17 protein-coding genes and 1 other RNA gene are annotated in these 18,576 nt (G+C 67.7%); 7 read left to right on the top strand and 11 right to left on the bottom strand.

The window, feature by feature from the left end; genetic code table 11:
* The 7 genes from mraY to QP512_RS03115 are packed head-to-tail and all read right to left on the bottom strand — an operon-like array spanning nt 1 to nt 7,457.
* The gene (gene mraY / locus QP512_RS03145; RefSeq protein WP_180865298.1) at nt 1-1,086 is read right to left on the bottom strand and encodes a phospho-N-acetylmuramoyl-pentapeptide-transferase; all 1,086 of its coding nucleotides are present in this window, start codon (nt 1,084-1,086) and stop codon (nt 1-3) included.
* The gene (murF, locus tag QP512_RS03140) at nt 1,076-2,470 is read right to left on the bottom strand and encodes a UDP-N-acetylmuramoyl-tripeptide--D-alanyl-D-alanine ligase (RefSeq protein WP_286070956.1); all 1,395 of its coding nucleotides are present in this window, start codon (nt 2,468-2,470) and stop codon (nt 1,076-1,078) included. Before murF ends, mraY begins: the two co-directional genes overlap by 11 nt.
* Nucleotides 2,467-3,975 (bottom strand): UDP-N-acetylmuramoyl-L-alanyl-D-glutamate--2,6-diaminopimelate ligase, encoded by a 1,509-nt coding sequence (locus QP512_RS03135; protein WP_286070955.1) that lies wholly within the window; start codon nt 3,973-3,975, stop codon nt 2,467-2,469. Before QP512_RS03135 ends, murF begins: the two co-directional genes overlap by 4 nt.
* The gene (locus tag QP512_RS03130) at nt 3,972-5,816 is read right to left on the bottom strand and encodes a penicillin-binding protein 2 (protein ID WP_286070954.1); all 1,845 of its coding nucleotides are present in this window, start codon (nt 5,814-5,816) and stop codon (nt 3,972-3,974) included. Before QP512_RS03130 ends, QP512_RS03135 begins: the two co-directional genes overlap by 4 nt.
* The gene (gene ftsL, locus QP512_RS03125; protein ID WP_005408074.1) at nt 5,813-6,076 is read right to left on the bottom strand and encodes a cell division protein FtsL; all 264 of its coding nucleotides are present in this window, start codon (nt 6,074-6,076) and stop codon (nt 5,813-5,815) included. The genes QP512_RS03130 and ftsL overlap by 4 nt, the downstream gene beginning before the upstream one ends.
* Nucleotides 6,073-7,041, bottom strand: a complete 969-nt coding sequence (gene rsmH / locus QP512_RS03120; RefSeq protein WP_019661066.1) for a 16S rRNA (cytosine(1402)-N(4))-methyltransferase RsmH — start codon at nt 7,039-7,041, stop codon at nt 6,073-6,075. Before rsmH ends, ftsL begins: the two co-directional genes overlap by 4 nt.
* Before the next feature lie 14 nt (nt 7,042-7,055).
* On the bottom strand, nt 7,056-7,457 hold the full coding sequence (locus QP512_RS03115) for a division/cell wall cluster transcriptional repressor MraZ (protein WP_008266948.1): 402 nt from the start codon (nt 7,455-7,457) through the stop codon (nt 7,056-7,058).
* A 368-nt stretch (nt 7,458-7,825) separates the two neighbouring features.
* Here QP512_RS03115 and QP512_RS03110 point away from each other — a divergent pair, with 368 nt between their 5' ends.
* Nucleotides 7,826-8,602, top strand: coding sequence for an NRDE family protein (locus QP512_RS03110; protein WP_286070953.1), 777 nt, complete (start codon nt 7,826-7,828; stop codon nt 8,600-8,602).
* Between the two features lie 812 nt (nt 8,603-9,414).
* A complete protein-coding gene (locus QP512_RS03105) occupies nt 9,415-9,894 on the top strand; it encodes a DM13 domain-containing protein (protein WP_286070952.1) in 480 nt (159 codons plus the stop codon).
* An 89-nt stretch (nt 9,895-9,983) separates the two neighbouring features.
* Here QP512_RS03105 and rnpB read toward each other — a convergent pair.
* Both rnpB and rsmI read right to left on the bottom strand, forming a co-directional pair.
* Nucleotides 9,984-10,335, bottom strand: an RNA gene (gene rnpB, locus QP512_RS03100) — RNase P RNA component class A.
* A gap of 118 nt (nt 10,336-10,453) precedes the next feature.
* On the bottom strand, nt 10,454-11,272 hold the full coding sequence (gene rsmI / locus QP512_RS03095; protein WP_286070951.1) for a 16S rRNA (cytidine(1402)-2'-O)-methyltransferase: 819 nt from the start codon (nt 11,270-11,272) through the stop codon (nt 10,454-10,456).
* 81 nt (nt 11,273-11,353) lie between these two features.
* On the opposite strand from rsmI, the gene QP512_RS03090 reads away from it, so the two are divergent.
* From QP512_RS03090 to QP512_RS03070, 5 genes are all read left to right on the top strand, one after another.
* On the top strand, nt 11,354-13,075 hold the full coding sequence (locus QP512_RS03090) for a penicillin-binding protein activator (RefSeq protein ID WP_286070950.1): 1,722 nt from the start codon (nt 11,354-11,356) through the stop codon (nt 13,073-13,075).
* The gene (locus tag QP512_RS03085; RefSeq protein WP_286070949.1) at nt 13,065-13,433 is read left to right on the top strand and encodes a YraN family protein; all 369 of its coding nucleotides are present in this window, start codon (nt 13,065-13,067) and stop codon (nt 13,431-13,433) included. The genes QP512_RS03090 and QP512_RS03085 overlap by 11 nt, the downstream gene beginning before the upstream one ends.
* Before the next feature lie 79 nt (nt 13,434-13,512).
* The gene (locus QP512_RS03080) at nt 13,513-14,130 is read left to right on the top strand and encodes a metal-dependent hydrolase (protein WP_286070948.1); all 618 of its coding nucleotides are present in this window, start codon (nt 13,513-13,515) and stop codon (nt 14,128-14,130) included.
* A complete protein-coding gene (locus QP512_RS03075; RefSeq protein WP_286070947.1) occupies nt 14,127-15,512 on the top strand; it encodes an FAD-linked oxidase C-terminal domain-containing protein in 1,386 nt (461 codons plus the stop codon). Before QP512_RS03080 ends, QP512_RS03075 begins: the two co-directional genes overlap by 4 nt.
* A gap of 139 nt (nt 15,513-15,651) precedes the next feature.
* On the top strand, nt 15,652-16,206 hold the full coding sequence (locus QP512_RS03070) for a molecular chaperone (protein WP_286070946.1): 555 nt from the start codon (nt 15,652-15,654) through the stop codon (nt 16,204-16,206).
* Between the two features lie 69 nt (nt 16,207-16,275).
* Here QP512_RS03070 and QP512_RS03065 read toward each other — a convergent pair whose 3' ends face one another.
* The gene (locus tag QP512_RS03065; RefSeq protein ID WP_286070945.1) at nt 16,276-17,244 is read right to left on the bottom strand and encodes a fimbrial protein; all 969 of its coding nucleotides are present in this window, start codon (nt 17,242-17,244) and stop codon (nt 16,276-16,278) included.
* A 188-nt stretch (nt 17,245-17,432) separates the two neighbouring features.
* The gene (thiL, locus tag QP512_RS03060; RefSeq protein ID WP_286070944.1) at nt 17,433-18,395 is read right to left on the bottom strand and encodes a thiamine-phosphate kinase; all 963 of its coding nucleotides are present in this window, start codon (nt 18,393-18,395) and stop codon (nt 17,433-17,435) included.
* Nucleotides 18,396-18,576: the final 181 nt, after the last annotated feature.

Here is an 18,576-nt window from a genome sequence, read left to right as displayed (position 1 = left end):
TCAGCGCACCTTCAACGTGGCCAGACCGATCAGCACGAGTACGACGGAGATGATCCAGAAGCGCACGATCACGCGCGGCTCGGGCCAGCCCTTCAGTTCGAAATGGTGGTGGATCGGCGCCATGCGGAACACGCGCTTGCCGGTCAGCTTGAACGAGGCGACCTGGATCATCACCGACAGGGTTTCGATGACGAACACGCCGCCCATGATCACCAGCACCAGCTCCTGGCGGGTGATCACCGCGATCGTGCCCAGCACCGCGCCCAGCGCCAGCGCACCGATATCGCCCATGAACACCATGGCCGGATAGGTGTTGAACCACAGGAAGCCCAGGCCCGCACCGGCAATCGCCGCGCAGATGATGACCAGCTCACCGGCACCTGGAATCTGCGGGATCTGCAGGTAGTTGGCGAACACCGCGTTGCCCGAGGCATAGGCGAACACACCCAGCGCGCAGGCGACCAGTACGGTCGGCATGATCGCCAGGCCGTCCAGGCCATCGGTCAGGTTTACCGCGTTGGAGAAACCGACGATCCAGAAGTAGGCGATGGCCACGAAGCCGATGCCGGCCAGCGGCAGCGCGATCGACTTGAACATCGGGATGTAGAAGGTCAGCGCCGCCGGCACGTCGGCCGTGTAGAACAGGAACAGGCCCGCGGCCAGGCCGAAGATCGACTGCAGCAGGTACTTCCAGCGCGACTTCAGGCCGTTCGGATCGCGACGGACGATCTTGATCCAGTCGTCATACCAGCCGATGGCGCCGAAGCACAGCATCACCGCCAGCACCAGCCACACGTAGCGGTTGCGCAGGTCGGCCCACATCAGCACCGACAGGGTGATGGTGAGCAGGATCAGCGAACCGCCCATGGTCGGCGTACCGGCCTTGGAGAAATGGGTCTGCGGGCCGTCCTGGCGGATCGGCTGGCCGCCCTTGAACTGGGCAAGCTTGCGGATCATCGCCGGGCCGAGCCACAGCGACAGGAACAGGGCCGTCAGCGCGGCAAGGATGGCGCGGAACGTCTGGTAGTTGAACAGCCCGAACAGGCTCTCCAACTGCTGCAACCATCGAGCCAGTTCATACAACATGCGGGGATTCCTCTCCTTGCGCCAGCAGCGCTTTGACAATCGTGTCCATGGCGCTGCCACGGGAACCCTTGACCAGGCAGCGCACGCCGGCGTGCAGCTCGTCCTTCAGCGCCTGCGACAGCGCGTCATGGGTGGTGAAATGACGGCCGCCTTCGCCGAACGCAGTGGCGGCGGCGGCGCTGAGCGGACCCAGCGCGTACAGACGCTTCAGTCCGGCAGCGCGTGCGCGGATGCCCGCCTGCGCATGCAGTGCCTCGGCATCCGGGCCCAGTTCGCGCATGTCGCCCAGCACCAGCCAAGCCTCTTCCGGGGCGGCGGCCAGGGCATCGATGGCCGCAGCCAGCGAGCCGGGATTGGCGTTGTAGCTGTCATCCACCAGCACCGCGCCGTTGCGCAGCTGATGGGCGATCTGCCGACCCGGCACCGGCTGTGCCTCGGCCAGGCCGGCGGCAATCAGCGCAAGATCGACACCGGCAGCCAGCGCCAGGCTGGCCGCGGCCAGCGCATTGCTGACGTTGTGGCGACCCGGCAGGCCGAGCACCACACGCACTTCGCCGGCCGGCGAAACCAGGGTGAACTGGCTGCCCTGGGCACCGGCGCGGATGTCGCGCGCGGTCACGTCGGCGGTATGTTCCAGGCCATAGCGCAGCACGCGGCAGCGCGGCGGGGTGCCGACGAAATGCTGTTCGAACCAGCGGCCGTAGGCATCGTCGGCGTTGATCACCGCCACACCATCGGCCGGCAATGCGGCATAGATCGCGCCCTTGGTCACCGCCACGCCGAGCAGGCTGCCCATGCGTTCCAGGTGTGCCGGGGCGATGTTGTTGACCAGCGCATAGCGCGGGCGGGCGATGTCGGTCAGGTAGGCGATGTCACCCGGCTTGCCGGCGCCCATCTCATAGACGGCATAGTCGGCATCTTCCGGCGCATCGATCACCGCCAACGGCAGGCCGATCTCGTTGTTGCGGTTGCCCGGGTTGGCGTAGACCACCTTGTGCGCATGCTGTGCCACCTGCTGCAGGATCGACAGCAGCAGGCTCTTCACGCTGGTCTTGCCGTTGCTGCCGGTGATCGCGAACACCTCGGTGCCGCGGTCACGCTGCATGCCGGTGGCGATCTTCGCCAGCGCCCGCTCGGCGTCGGCCACCAGCACCTGCGGCAGCTCGATCGGCAGCAGGCGCTCGACCAGCAGCGCACTGGCACCGCGTGCCTGTGCGTCGGCGGCGAAGTCATGACCGTCGAAACGCTCGCCGCGCAGCGCCACGTACAGGCTGCCCGGACCGAGGTTGCGGGTGTCATGGCTGACCGCATCGATGGCCACGTCGTCGCCGTGGATCTCGCCGCCGGCCCAGTGCGCGATCAGCGAAAGCAGGGTGCGCTTCATGCGATGCCCTCCCCGGCCTGCGAGCTCAGAACACCGGCCTTGGCCGCCAGCGCAGCGGCGGCCACTTCGGTGTCGTCGAAGTCATGGCGCACGCCGTTGACCTCCTGGTACGGCTCGTGGCCCTTGCCGGCGATCAGGATGATGTCGCCGGCGCCGGCGCGCTTCACCGCCAGGCCGATCGCACGCGCGCGGCTGCGCTGCACGGTCACCGCCTCGGCGTTCTGGAAGCCGGCCAGGATGTCGGCCACGATCACGTCGCCATCTTCGCCACGCGGGTTGTCGTCGGTGACGATGACATGGTTGGCCAGGCGCTCGGCAATGGCCGCCATCTGCGGGCGCTTGCCGGTATCGCGCTCGCCACCGCAACCGAACACGCAGAACAGCGCGCCGTGCAGGTGGCCGTGCAGGCTGTCCAGCGCCTGTTCCAGCGCGTCCGGGGTATGTGCGTAGTCGACCACCACGGTCGGCAGGCCGTCTTCGCCGCCGAGGCGGTTCATGCGGCCGCGGATCGGCTGCAGCGCCGACAGCACTTCGGCAATGCGCGGCAGCGGCTGGCCCTGCGCGTGCAGGGTACCGGCCACGGCCAGCAGGTTGTCCACGTTGAAGCGGCCCAGCAGCGGCGACTGCACCGCGGCGCGCTGGCCGTCAATGACCAGTTCGAACGCAATGCCACGACCATCCAGCTGCAATGCTTCGGCGCGCACGCTGGCATCGCTGGCACCACGCGAACTCAGGCCGATCGGCTGCACGCCCGCCGGCAGGCCGGCAAACAGCTGGCGACCGAAGGCATCGTCCAGGTTGATCACCGCCGCCTTCAGGCCCGGGCGATGGAACAGCCGCGCCTTGGCCGCGCCGTAGCTGGCCATGTCGCCGTGGTAATCCAGGTGATCGCGGGTGAGGTTGGTGAACACCGCCACGTCGTAATGCACGGCATCGACGCGGCCCTGGTCCAGCGCGTGCGAGCTGACTTCCATCGCCACCGCGCGCGCACCTTCGTCGCGCAGCTGCGCCAGCAGCGCATGCATCTGCAGCACCAGCGGCGTGGTGAAACCGGTCGGTTCAACTGCACCATAAAGTCCGGCGCCCAGCGTGCCGATACTGCCACTGGGCGTGCCGAGCAGGTGCCAGGCCTGGGCCAGCAGCTGCACGGTGGAGGTCTTGCCGTTGGTGCCGGTCACGCCAACCATCGCCATCGCCCGCGACGGTGCGCCATGGAACTGGTCGGCCATCGCGCCCATGCGCGCACGCAGGCCCGGCACCGCGATCGCATCGATCGGGGCCGGCAGCTCGGCAGGTGCCGGCGGTTCGAACAGGATGGCGCCAGCGCCCGCCGCACGGGCCTGCTCGACAAAGCCCAGGCCATGCGCGCCGAACCCGGCGATGGCGACGAAGGCATTGCCGGGGCGCACGGCGCGGCTGTCCAGCACCAGGCCGGTCAGAACGGGATCATGGCCCGCCAGGGCCACGTCCGGAAGCAACTGCGAAAGCAACATCGAAGGACTCATTGCGTGCCTCCCGTAGCGGGCGGCGTCTGGGCATGCGCGCTGGGCAGCGCAGCATCGAATTCAGCGGCGGCATCCGCCGGCAACGCGGTTTCGGCCGGCGGCGCAGGCAGGATCGAGGCCGAGTGGCCGACCTTGCCGGACTGCTGCGCGGCCAGCCACGACTGCAGGTCGTCCAGCGGCACGTCCATCAGGCGCAGTGTGCCTTCCATCACGTTGTGATAGACCGGCGCCGACACCAGGCCGCCGTAGAACTTGCCGGCCTGCGGGTCGTTGATGACGATGACGGTGGCGAAGCGCGGGTTGGTGGCCGGCACCACGCCGGCGAACAGCGCGTTGTAGTGGCCGCGCTCGTAACCACCTGGACCGGCCTTTCGCGCGGTACCGGTCTTGCCGGCCACGCGGTAGCCCAGCACCGCCGCCTGCTTGGCGCCGCCCTGGGTGACCACCGTTTCCATCATCGCCACCACCTGCTTGGCGACGTTCTCGTCGATGATCTGATGCGCCTCGTTGCGCTGGCCCTTGACGAAGGTCGGTGCGATCAACTTGCCGCCATTGGCCAGCGCCGAGTAGGCGGTGGCGATCTGCAGCGGCGTCACGTTCAGGCCGTAGCCGTAGGACATGGTGGTCTTGGTGGCACCGTCCCAGTTGGCCGGGCGCCGCACCACGCCACCGGATTCCCCCGGGAAGCCGCTGTGCGGCACCGAGCCGTAGCCGAAGCGGCGCACGCCGTCATAGAACACCTGGTCCGGCATCTTCGCCGCAACCTTGGCCGCGCCGATGTTGGAACTGCGGGTGATCACGCCGGTCACGTTCAGCACGCCGTTGTTGCGCGGCACGTCGCGGATGGTGAAGCGGGCTACCTGCATGTAACCCGGGTTGGTATCGATGATGGTGTCCTTGGTCACCGCACCGGCCTGCAGCGCGGTGGCGATGGTCAGCGGCTTCATCGTCGAACCCGGCTCGACCAGGTCGGTCACCGCACGGTTGCGGCGCGCATCGGGCAGCGCGCCGGTCAGCGAATTCGGGTTGTAGGTCGGCAGGTTGACCATGGCCAGGATCTCGCCGGTGGTCACGTCCATGATCACCATCGAACCGCCGGCGGCCTTGTTGGCGACCAGCGCGTTGCGCAGCTCCTTGAAGGCCAGGTACTGGATGCGGCGGTCGATGCTGAGGGTCAGGTCCTTGCCCGGTTCAGCAGCGCGCAGCAGATCGCTTTCGACGGTCTCGCCCTTGCGGTTGCGGATCACCCGCTTGGCACCGGCCTTGCCGCGCAGCCATTCATCGAACGCCAGCTCCAGGCCTTCCTGGCCGCGGTCGTCGATGTTGGTGAAGCCCAGCACGTGCGCCATCGCCTCACCCTGCGGGTAGAAGCGGCGGAACTCGCGCTGCGCGGCCACGCCCGGAATCTTCAGCGCGACCACCTTTTCTGCCTCGTCCGGATTGATCCGGCGACGCAGGTACATGAATTCCTTGTCCGACTTCTGCGACAGGCGGCTGCTCAGCTCGTCCACGGACATGCCGACCGCCTGGGCCAGCTCCGGAATGCGCTCGGGCGAACGCAGCAGGTCCTGCGGATTGACCCAGATCGAGGCGACCGGGGTGGATACCGCCAGCGGCTCGCCGTTGCGGTCGGTGATCATGCCGCGCGAGGTCTTGATCGGCAGCTCGCGCAGGTAACGGGCCTCGCCCTGGCGCTGGTAGAAGTCGCTGTTGATGATCTGCACGTAGGCGGCACGACCGACCAGCGACACCGAGCACAGGCCGAGCGCCAGCGCGACCCAGCGCAGGCGCTGGCGCAGGTTGAAGGCGTTGCGCGGGCGGTTGCGGCCGGCCTTGCTCATGGCCGCACCACCACGATGTCCCCGGCTTCGGGGAACTTCATGCCGAGCTTCTCGCGGGCGATGCGATCCACGCGGTTGGCTTCGGCCAGCGTGGCCTGTTCCAGCTGCAGGCGGCCGAATTCCAGGTTGATGTCATCGCGCTTGCGTTCGGCGCGCGACAGCTCGATGAACGTCTGCCGATGACGGTGGCGCACGAACACGACGCCGATCGCCGAGGCCACGGTCGAGGCCAACAGGATGATCAGCAGCAGCCGGCTCATGCGTCGGCCTCCCGCTTCTGGGCCACGCGCAGCACGGCGCTGCGGGCGCGCGGGTTGGCGGCCAGCTCTTCGTCGGTGGCCTTGATGGCACCGCCGATCAGGTCCAGCGTCGGCACGAACGCGACCGCCTCGGGCAGGCGACGGTTGGCCGGCGGCGCCTTGGCCAGGCGGTTCATGTACTGCTTGACGATGCGGTCTTCCAGCGAATGGAAGCTGATCACCGCCAGCCGGCCACCGGGCTTGAGCCGCTCCACCGCCGCATCGAGGCCGGCTTCCAGATCGGCCAGCTCGCGGTTGATGTGGATGCGGATGGCCTGGAAGCTGCGCGTGGCCGGGTGGATCTTGTCTTTCCCACGCGGCATCACCGAAGCGATCAGCTCGGCCAGTTCGGCAGTGCGGGTGAACGGCTGCTTCTCGCGGCGCGCTACGATGGCACGGGCGATGCGGCGGCTCTGCCGCTCTTCGCCGTAGGTCCACAGCACGTCGGCAATCTCGCGGTCTTCCACGCGGTTGATCCACTGCGCGGCGCTTTCGCCGCTGTCCGGGTCCATGCGCATGTCCAGCGGGCCGTCCTTGCCGAAGCTGAAACCGCGCTCGGCCACGTCCAGCTGCGGCGACGACACGCCCAGGTCGAACAGCACGCCGTCCAGGCCTTCGGCCGTCGCATCCCACTGCAGCAGCTGGGCGAAGCTGCCACGGAAGATGGACACGCGCGGGTCCGGCGCGAAATCGCGCTCGGCAACGGCGATGGCTTCCGGATCCTTGTCCATGACCAGCAGGCGCCCCTCGGGACCGAGCTGGGTGAGCACACCACGTGCATGACCGCCACGACCGAACGTGCCATCCAGATAACGTCCGTTTTCGATCACCCTCAGGCCTTCAAGGACCTGGGTGTACAGGACCGGCAGGTGCACCGCCGGCGACTGCGACACCGGAAGGTGACCGGTCTGCGCTTCTGGGCGCATCCGGGCACCCCGGCTCACAACTTCAGGTCGAGCAACCCATCACCCAGATCCTCGTCAGACAACGTCTGCTGGATCAGGGCCCGATGCGCCTGCTCGCTCCACAATTCGAACTTGTCGCCCATACCGAGCAATACCGCCTTCTTCTCAATGCCCACCGCACCGCGGTGGCTGGCGGGGATGCTGATGCGACCGTTGCCGTCCAGCTCCAGATGGGCGGCCGAGCCGACCAGCTTCTGCTGCAACAGGCGCACGACGCGCTGGGTGTTGGGCTTGGACATGACGTCGTCGCGGACCCGCTCCCATTCCGACTCTGCATACAGCCACAGGCAGCCGGCTTCGAACGGGTTGTAGGTCAAAACGAGACGGTTGTTGCTGGCGCGCGCGACAAGGTCGCGGTAAGCGGTGGGAACCGCCATGCGCCCTTTGTCGTCAACTGTGATGGCCGTCTCGCCCTGGAACACGACGCGTGCACCTTTCCTTCGCCCGGTGAAACATTGAACCACGAAAACCCACAAAACACCCGGATTTCCCTCTGATGCCCACCTTAGCAGCGGCCGAGGGGTTGTCAACAACTTTTCAGCAGGGAAATCGCCAGCCGCATCAATGGCTTGCAACAACCTTTAGAGAATTGTTCAAGGCTTATCCACAAGTTGCTGATCCGTCTCAATTTTTGAGATTGAACGGAAGTTCAGGGCTGTGGACAGGGCGTGAAACACAGGCCGCGCATTCATCCGTAGCGGGCCGAAATGGGCCCCGGACTGCGCAAACGGTGCACAATGAGGCCATGTGCCTGCTCGCTCTTGGCTGGATGCACCACCCGCGCTGGCGGCTGGTGATGGCCGGCAACCGTGATGAGTTCCACGCCCGCCCGACCGCGGCGCTGGGCCCCTGGCAAGATGAGACCTCCGTCATCGGTGGGCGCGACCTGCGCTCCGGCGGTGGCTGGGCCGGCGTCGGTGCCGGTGGCCGGATGGCGGTGGTCACCAATGTCCGCGATCCGCTGGCCGCACAGACCGGTCCTTCACGGGGCGCGCTGGTGGCCGACTTCCTGCGCGGCCGCGACTCGGCCGCCGTGCATATCGACCGGCTGGCCATCGTGGCGGGCGCGTACGCCCCCTTCAACCTGCTGCTGGCCGATGGCGACAGCCTGGAGTACCTGGGCAACCACCCGGCCGAGCGCCAGCGCTTGGCCCCCGGCGTACATGGCATGTCCAACGGCGCGCTGGACGCGCCGTGGCCGAAGACGCGGCGGCTGATGGCTGCGCTTTCCGCCTGGCTGAAGGAAGACGGGGTCAGATCCTTTCCCCAAGGAGAAAGGAATCTGACCCCGCTCTGGCAGGCCCTTGCCGACGAACACCGCCCCGCCGACCGCGACCTGCCCGACACCGGCATCGGCCTGGAGCGCGAGCGCTGGCTGAGCCCAGCCTTCATCCGTGGCGACGACTACGGCACCCGCGCCAGCACGGTGCTGCTGATCGACGCCGATGGCCACGGCCAGATCCACGAGCGCCGCTTCGGTCCGCAGGGCGTGCCTGTTGGACAGGACCACTTCATTTTCTGACCCTCAACAGGCAAGTCGACTGACAACGGCGACCGACCTCCCATAGGGAGAGACGTGAGTCGCCATCGGTATGTCGCAACTGGCAATGCAGCAGGTCATCCGGCACATGCTCGGCCGGTGACCGTTCAGCGTCCCCATAGGAATCGGCACCTTGTGCCACAGGACCTTCAGCACTGAATTGTCGTCAGCTTCGTGGATGAGGCGCCTGCACGCCGCTTGAGCATCAGCATCAAGGGCGCGGAAATGTCCGCCGTTGCGTCGCTCTGCCTGCGCATCCACAAGGCGCCGCTGCCTTGCGCAACGCTCCCGTTCCGAAGAGTGCAGATCACGACATGCCAATCTCCACACTGATCCTGTCCCATGCCATTTCATTGTGGCTGGGCCTCGCCGTTGCGCTTCACATGTTGCCCCAGCCGCTCACCGCCAACGATGCCTGCAACCGCGGTGTCCATTGCGAACTCCCCCACCCCGCGGATGCCAAGGACCTCCATCCCACCCGGCCAGCCCACGTTCCCGCCGAGCCCGACTCACGGCCATCCCGGTTCACCCCTCCCTTCCTGCCAACCCGCGCGTTGCTCCGCATCAAGGCCCTCTGCGCTGCCATTTCACTTCCCTGCGGTTACGCGACCACCGCGCGCGATGCCGTCCATCCTGCGGGCTGAAACCCCAACGCTCGGAATCAGCCCGGATGCCCCGGCCCCGTGCAGGATCACCGCCTGTACCTGTTTTCTGTGTCTATCAATGCGCCACCTCGCGCCACACGATGGCCGCGCGCCACTTCCGCGCACACCACCGTTCCAGATGGAGTGACCATGCGCCGTATCCTCATCCTCATCACCACCCACCTGCTTACCCTCGGCCTTGGCTTCGGCCTGGGCGTGTACCTGCTGCCGATCCTGATCGCCCCCGACGACCCGCCGGTCGCGCAGGTGCAGGCGGCGATGGGCGACGCCCGCTACCACACCACCTTCCGTCGCGACCTCAAAGGCAGCGACGCCGTGCATTGGGCCGAGGGCAAGGTCAGCGTCAGTCCGCACCAGGTCGCGTTCGACGGCACGATGGGCCCGGGGCCGGACTACAAGGTCTACCTGGTCCGCGACTTCGTCGACAACAAGGCCGATTTCCTGAAGATCAAGGCGCAGGCCCAGCGCATCGGCGAGGTGAAAACCTTCAACCGGTTCCTGGTGGACGTGCCTGAAAGCGTCAACGTGGACGACTACACCACCGTGGTGGTGTGGTGCGAACGGTTCGAGCAGTTCATTTCCGCCGGTCAGTACCGCACGCCGGGTTGAACAACATCCCGAGCATCTGAACGGAGAGCAGCCGAGCATGGCTCGGCTCTACTGTAGAGCCGAGCCATGCTCGGCTTACCGCAAGAAAGAGGCGGAGCCGGCCGATAAGCCGGGTTCTGTCGTGGACAGTCATTCCTCTAGGCGTTACGTCACCGCAACGCTCAAGCAACCTACCCGGATCCAACGCGGGCCGCGCCAAAGGATCCCTATTTGGTCTTGCTCCAGGTGGGGTTTGCCGTGCCGGTCTGTTGCCAGACTCGCGGTGCGCTCTTACCGCACCATTTCACCCTTACCGGCCTTCCGAAGAAGACGTAGGCGGTATCTTTCTGTTGCACTTTCCGTCGGCTTGCGCCGCCCAGGCGTTACCTGGCACCTTGCCCTATGGAGCCCGGACTTTCCTCGGCACCCCCGAAGGGATGACGCGACTGTCTGGCCGGCTCCGCCAGCGCGCATTCTAGCGTACATGGGTTGTTCCTGCCGCCTTGATCGCGACGTGCGGTTCATCCATCCACGCATGGCGTGGACCTACCAATTCCGCTGCGCTGGCGGGTGCGATCCATCAACTCCCGTACAACGCCTTGCGCGGCGCGCCGGTCAGCTCGGCCGCCAGCTTCGCCGCAGTCGACGGCGGCAGGTGTTCGCTCAGCGTGGCGTACACGCGACGGCCATGCGCCAGCTGCGCTTCCTCATCGTCGCCGGCGCCCTGCACCATCACCACGAACTCGCCCTTGCGCTGGTTCTCGTCGGCTTCCACCTTGGCCAGCAGCCCCGCCAGATCGCCATCAAGCACGGTCTCGAACAGCTTGGTCAGCTCGCGCGCCAGCACCGCCGGGCGCTCGCCGCCGAAGATCGCCGCCATGTCCGCCAGCGATTCGCCGATGCGGTGCGAGGATTCGTAGAACACCATCGTGCGCACTTCACCCGCCAATGCCTGCAGCCGGTCGCGGCGGCCACTGGCCTTGGCCGGCAGGAAACCCTCGAAACTGAAACGGTCGCTGGGCAGGCCGGCCACGCTCAGCGCGGCGATGGCGGCGCAGGCCCCCGGGATCGGGCTGACCTTGATGCCGGCCGCACGCGCAGCACGCACCAGGCGGAAGCCGGGATCGCTGACCAGCGGGGTGCCCGCATCGCTCACCAGCGCCAGCGACTCGCCGGCCTGCAGGCGCGAGACCAGGCGCTGCGCCAAGGCATCTTCATTGTGTTCATGCAGGGCCACCAGCGGCTGCTGGATGCCGAAATGGGACAGCAACTGGCCGCTGCGGCGGGTGTCCTCGGCACAGATGGCCGCCACCGAACGCAGCACCTCCTGCGCGCGCGGGCTCAGATCGGCCAGGTTGCCGATCGGGGTGGCGACGACGTACAGGGTTGGGACACTCATTTCAGCGGTACTCACGGGGCAAGGGTAGAATCGTAGCGTGTACCCGGCCAAGGCCGCTGCCCTCATCGCATGGACCCGATCATGAACAAGCCCGCCGCACGGATCTCCGCCCTGTCGTTGTCGCTGATGCTGCTGGCCGGCTGTGCCACCACCAGCCTGACCAGCGCGCCCGAATCTCCGGCCCAAAGCCAGGCGCTGGCGCTGATCGAACAAGGCAAGCCGCGCGACGCCGCCCTGCAGCTGGAAGCACTGGCCGCAACCCTGAAAGGTGGCGCCCGCAGCAACGCCCTGGCCGATGCCGCCTGGGCGTGGCACCTGGCCGGCGACAGTGCCCGCGCGCGCAGCCTGCTGGGCCAGCTCACCGCCCGCCAGCTGTCCGGCGCCAGCCTGCAGCGCTACCAGCTGACCGGCGCCGAGCTGGCGCTGGCCGACAAGCAGCCGGCACACGCCCTGGCCCTGCTGAAGGACAGCGGCGACAACGTGCTGCCGGCGCTGCGCACGCGCTGGTACATGGCCCGCGCCGCTGCACTGCAGGGGACCGGTGACAGCTTCGGCGCCGCCGCCGAACGTGCCCGCGCGCACGCCGGCCTGACCGGCAGCGCCCGCAGCGAGAACCAGGCCGCCATCGCCGGTCTGCTCGGTACCCTCGACGACGCCACCCTGCGCAGCCGTGCCGCTGCCCTGCCGGCCAACGACCCGCTGTACAACTTCGCCGGCCGTGCACTGATCGCGCGTGGCCTGCCGCTGCCGCGCCCGTTCGACCGTGATGGCGCCGCCCAGTTCGATACCAGCAAGCGCCCGCCGGCCATGAGCGACGGTTACCGTCCGCCGGCCAAGCTGGCCGTGCTGCTGCCGCTCAGCGGCCGCCTGGCCACCGCCGCGCAGCCGGTGCGCGATGGCCTGCTCGCCGCCTACTACGGCGAAACCCGCCGCCGCCCGGACATCAACTTCATCGACACCGCCGGTACCCCGGCCGGTGCGCTGGCCGCCTATGACAAGGCCGTCGCCTCCGGTGCCGACTTCGTGGTCGGCCCGCTGGGCCGTGACGAAGTGGATGCGGTCTATGGCCGCCAGCAGCTGCAGGTGCCGGTGCTGGCCCTGAACCGTGGCAAGGACGCGCCGCCGGCCGGCAGCGCCGGCTTCTCGCTGGCGCCGGAAGACGACGGCATTGTTGCCGCCGAATACCTGCGTGGCCGCGAGCGCGGCAAGGCGCTGGTGATCAACAGCGCCGACGACACCGGCCGCCGTGCCGCTGCCGCCTTCGCCCAGCGCTTCGCCCAGCGTGGCGGCCAGGTGGTGGCCACCGTCGGTGTCAGCGACGCGGTTGGCGATGTCGGCGCGCAGGTGCGCAATGCCGGCCAGGTCGATGCCGTGTTCCTCGCCGTGCGCGCCCCGCAGGCCCGCCTGCTGGCGCCGCAGCTGGCACTGGCCGGTGCCGGTGGCGCCACCCGCGTCGGCACCTCGCAGCTGACCGTCGGTAGCGGCAAGGTGGAAGAAGACGTGGCGCTGGACGGCATCGTCTACCCGAACGAAGCCTGGAACGTGCGCAGCGTGTCCGGCCTGCCCTCGGCCAGCCAGGTGGCCAGCACCCTGCCCAGCGCACGCGGTGCCGCCGGCCGCCTGTTCGCCTTCGGCGCCGATGCCTGGAAGATCACCGCCTACCTGGACAAGCTGTCCAACGAAGGCGGCCTGGACGGTGCCACCGGCACCCTGTTCCTGGACAGCAATGGCAACATCCTGCGCCAGCCGGCCTGGTCCACCTTCAATGGCGGCCGGCCGATGCCGATCGTCGGTGGTCGCTGAGCGCAGCCAACGGGGCGCGGCGGTGGAAGCCGCCGCCGAGCAGCATCTGCAACAAGCCGGACTGCAGCCGCGTGCGCGCAACGTGCGCTACCGCGGCGGTGAACTGGACCTGGTGATGGACGACGCCGGCACCGTGGTATTCGTGGAAGTACGTTACCGCGCGCGATCCGATTTCGGTGGCGGTGCGGCCTCGGTGGATGTGCGCAAGTGTCGACGCGTGGCGCATGCCGCATTGCTGTACCTGCAGGACCATCCCGCGCTGGCCGATGCGCCCTGCCGCTTCGATGTGGTGGAAGCCACGGGTGAACCGCCGCAGTTGAACTGGCTGCGCGATGCGTTCCGGCTGGAGGATTGCTGATGGTTACCGTCCGCTCTGGTAGAGACCGACCTTGGTCGGCGCTTCTGGGACTGGCCGGCACGACCATGGTGCGTGACTGATGCCGTCGATCATCACCCATGCCGCTGTACCGCTGGCGCTGTGGTGCGCCGCCGATCGCGGCCGCATTCCGGCGTGGCTGCTGGCTGCAGGTGTGGTCGCCGCGATGCTGCCCGATGCCGACGTGCTGGCATTTGCCCTGCACATTCCGTATGCCGATGCGTTCGGCCATCGCGGTGCCAGCCATTCGTTGTTGTTTGCCAGTGTGTTGGCGACGTTGGCCGCCGTGTGGGCGTTCTTTGGCAGCGGCCGACCCTGGTCGGCACAGCGCAGCCCCGGTAGTCGCCGACCTTGGTCCGCGGTTTCGTGCCAACCAAGGTTGGCACCAACCACACAGGCGGCGACGTTCGTCTTCGTCTGCGCGGCCAGCCATCCGCTGCTGGATGCGATGACCTCCGGCGGGTTGGGCGTTGCCCTGGCCTGGCCGTGGAGCGAGCACCGCGTCTTCGCCCCGTGGCGACCGATCCGCGTTTCACCCTTCGCGCCGCAGTTCTTCAGCGCACGCGGCATCGCCACCCTGCTCTCTGAACTGCGCTGGGTGTGGCTGCCGCTGGCCACCGCCGTGGTCGCCTGGAAACTGATCCAACCTGCCCCCGCTGTCCCGCGAGATCCCTCATGAGTACTGCCCTGCCCGCTGCCCTGGTTGCCGAACTGTCCGCTCTGCTGGGCGTGGAGGGCTGGCGCATGGATGACAACGCGCTGGAGGCGAACGCGCAGGACAACTCGTGGCGCCGTCAGCGCCCTGCAGCCGTCGCGCTGCCCACCAGCATCGAACAGGTACAGGCACTGGTGCGCGCCTGCCGTGCACATCACGTGGCGCTGGTCGCGCGCGGCGCGGGCACCGGCACCACCGGTGCTGCGGTGCCATTGCCCGGCAGCATCGTGCTGTCGTTCACCCGCATGGACCGCATCATCGAGATCCGTGCCGGTGATCGCTGTGCCGTGGTGCAGCCGGGCGTGCTCAATGGAACGCTTCAGCAGGCACTGGCACCGCACGGCCTGTTCTGGGCGCCGGACCCGTCCAGCGCCGATATCTGCAGCGTGGGTGGCAACCTGGCCTGCAACGCCGGTGGCCCACGCGCGGTGAAGTACGGCACCAGCCGCGACAACGTGCTGGGGCTGGTGGCCGTCACCGGCACCGGCGAGGTGATCCGCTGCGGGGGTGCCTACACCAAGGATTCCACCGGCTATGACCTCACCCACCTGCTGGTGGGCAGCGAAGGCACGTTGGCGCTGATCGTGGAAGCCACGCTCAAGCTCACCCCGCTGCCGGTCAGCCAGGCCGGCCTGCGTGTGCTGTATCGCGACGCCGATGCGGCGGCGGCAGCGGTATCTCGCCTGATGTCGCAGCCGGTGGTGCCCACGCGCCTGGAATTCATGGATGCACGCAGCCTGGAGCTGCTGCGCCTCAACGGTGCCGAAGTACCCGAGGCCGGCGCGATGCTGCTGGTCGAAGCCGATGGTGACCACGACACCCTGCCCTACCTGCTGCAGGCACTGGCCAGCGCCGCCGAAGGCGACGGCATGATCGAGCTGGACGTGGCGATGGAAGGCCGTGCACGCGACCAGCTGTGGGCCGCGCGCAAGGCACTGTCGCCGGCACTGCGCACCGTAGCGCCCGGCAAGATCAATGAAGACGTGGTGGTACCGGTGTCGCGCATCCCCGACCTGGTGGCTGGCGTGCAGGCGCTGGCACGCGAGTACACGCTGACCATCGTCACCTTCGGTCATGCCGGCAACGGCAACCTGCACGTCAACATTCTTTACCACCCGGACGATGCCGACGAGAACGCACGCGCGCATGCCGCGCTGCCGAAGATCTTCGAGCTGACCTTGGCGCTGGGCGGCACGTTGTCCGGCGAACACGGCATTGGATTGGCCAAGCGCGATTTCATGGCGCAGGCGTTCGGCCCGGCCACGCTGGCGACGATGCGCGCGATCAAGACCGCACTGGACCCGGATGGGATTCTCAACCCGGGCAAGGTGCTGCCGCCGGTGTGATGCTCGCCGGGCATTAACCGGCGCTACCAAGGTGTGCACCTGTAGAGCCGAGCCCACGCTCGGCTGCTCTCCGTTCAGATCACGATGCACCCGCGCTTCGCGCGGTGAGCCGAGCATGGGCTCGGCTCTACAGAGGTCCGTGCGCCTACCCCTGCACGGTCGCTTGCCAGGCCATGCGCACACCCACCTGGCCACCCACGTTGCGGTAGCCATGGTCGCCGCGCTGCACGCTCAGGCCGCCCGCCAGGCCTACCGCATCACCTACGCGCCGCGCCCATCGGAAGCACCACTGCCGACCGACCGCGAATCGGTGTTCTATTTCAATCTGCTGGACATTCCGCCCAGGCCCAGCGATGCCAGCGGCAAGAATCTGCTGCAGTTCGCAGTGCGCACGCTCGTTAAATTGTTCCATCGCCCTGCCGGCCTGCCCGGCAGCGCACGCGACGCGGCAGCCCAGCTGCAGTGGCGTGCCGAGGGCAACGCGCTGCAGGTGCGCAACCCCAGCGCGTACCACGTAACACTGAGCACCGCGACATTGGCCGATGGCCGCAAGGTGGACGTGGACATGGTGGCACCGGGCGCCACGGCACGGTTCCCGTTGCCGCCGGGCAGCACGGTGCCGGCCACGGTGACGTTCCAATGGCTGGATGATTACGGTACGCCGCGTGATGCCGAGGCTGCGGTCGCGCAATGAGCTGCGTAATCGGGGTCAGAGCCCTTTGCGCTGCAAAGGGATCTGACCCCGTCTGCCGGGTTCAGGATGTCAACGGTAGGTCGCGGTCAACACCGCTTCGCCGATAATGGCACCGGGCGCCAGTGCCTCGCTCGTACGCAGATAGCGTGCATGGAAACCGATTGGCTGGCTGCCCTTCGCCGACCAGCCATGTGACCACGCCTGCCCGAACGACAGCGGCACGGCGCCGCGCAGTATCTGCACCTGCACGCCCGTTGCATCGGAGCCGGTCGCAGGCGCCAGCAGGCTGCCGGTATTGGCCGGGTCATTGGCATCGGCCATGGTGAAGCTCACATCCACGTTCGCACTCGGGCAGGCCATCACCACATCGAAGTCCACGCCTTTGGCGCTGTCGCCCGGGCTGGCCAGTTCATTGGCGATCACCTCATCGAGCACCAGCGTGTGGTCGGTCAGTGCACAGGTGACCGGTGGCACGTTGAACCCCAGAGAGATCGGCGTCTGCAGCCGCTGCATGGGATCGGCCACCGGCCATGCCTCCACGCTGCCCAGGTGCTGGTACGGCACGCTCTCCATGGCACCACCGCGCAGGAAGTAGCGGATGATCACCCCCGCGTTGACGCTGCCTTCTGCGGGACGTGACGGACTGCGCACGGTCTGCGCTGTCCCGACGCGAATGGTATGCGGCGAGCCATCACTCATCTGGTAGAGCATGCCGATCAACGGCGAGCGGTCGCTGAATCCATACGCGGCATAGGTATTCCCGTCGTAGACGATGTCGCGCACGTAGGTGAGTCCCGCCAGCGGCGCATTGATCACGAACTCGGACACGCCCGCAGGGCAGCGATAGGCGCTGGCGAGGTAGCCACCGGTACCGGCGAAGTAGCGGTCAGGCAGGTCCAGGTTGGGTATGGTGCGATTGTCATCCAGCACCTGGTCACTTGGCGACAGACGCTGACAGGCCATGGACGGCGCAATGGCCAGCAGCGGCAACAGCGTGCAGGGCAGCGTGCGCCGTGCCAGTAAAAGAAAGTGATGCATCTTGCGCGACTCCTTCGCAGCGGCCACGGCGCACACGCGCCTGCGGTGCCACGCATGTTGGGGAGATCGTAGAGTCTAGGCAAGGCCGCTGTGGCCGGCCATGCAAAAGCTTGCAAATGACAGGCCGGGATCGCGGCTGGGGTCAGAGTGCTTTGCGTTGCGAAGGGATCCGCCCCCGCGCCCGCATATCAGGCGAAGTGCTGGTAACCGCCGCTGGCGGCTTCACCATCCACCTGCACGCCCTGCCCTTCGGTGATGCGGCCGACGCGGGTCAGCGGCACATCCAGCGATTCGGACAGGTACAGCAGGGCATCGCGCTGGTCAGCCGCGGCGGTGAAACACAGTTCGTAGTCATCACCACCGCGCAGCGCGCACTCGCGGGCACCGTCGCGGCCCAGCAGCTCGCGCAGCGCCGCTGACATCGGCAACGCATCGGCATCGACCTCGGCGCGCACACCACTGCGTGCAGCGATGTGGCCAAGGTCGGCCAGCAATCCATCGGAGATATCCACGGCCGCATGCGCGAAGGCACGCAGGCGCAGGCCGAGGGTGACGCGCGGGGTGGGCCGCAGCAGGCGCAGGCGCAGGCTTTCGTAGTCGGCCAGCAGCGTGGCCGTGGCCACGTTCAGCGCGCCCTGCTGCCACAGGCGCAGTGCCCCGGCGGCATCGCCCAGCGTGCCACTGACCCAGATGTCATCGCCCACCTGCGCGCGGTCGCGACGCAGTGCCTGGCCGCGACCAACCTGGCCCATCGCCGTGACCGACGTTGACAGCGGGCCGCGTGTGGTGTCGCCACCGATCAGCGCAATGTCGTGCTGGTCGGCCAGCGCGAAGAAACCGTCGGCGAAGGCCTCGATCCAGTCTTCAGAGGCTTCCGGCAGCGACAACGCCAACGTGCACCACGCCGGGCGCGCGCCCATCGCGGCGAGGTCGGAGAGATTCACGGCCAGTGTCTTCCAGCCGATATCGAACGCCGGCGTTTCGGCCGGGAAGTGCACGCCGCTGTTCAGCGTGTCGGCGGTGACCACCAGCTGCTCGTTCGGACGCGGCTGCAGCAGTGCGGCGTCGTCGCCGATGCCGAGCAGTATGTCGTCGCGCTCGAGGGTGCGGGCGCGGATGCGGTCGATGAGGGCGAATTCAGCCAGGGACATGGGGCGCTCCGGCGAGGTGCATGGGATGGGCGGCGGGCGCGGGTGGATCGTGCCGATCGGATGGAACCGGCGGGGTGGAGCCGACTGTTGGTCGACTGCCTTTCGATCAGCGGTCGTATCGCCGGATCAAGAGCAGTCGACTGACAGTCGACTCTACCGAAGCAGATTCCCGCGCCGTTCA

Source organism: Stenotrophomonas sp. 57 (genome assembly GCF_030291075.1).
Classification (GTDB): Bacteria; Pseudomonadota; Gammaproteobacteria; order Xanthomonadales; family Xanthomonadaceae; genus Stenotrophomonas.
This window is presented reverse-complemented; position numbering and strand designations above follow the sequence as displayed.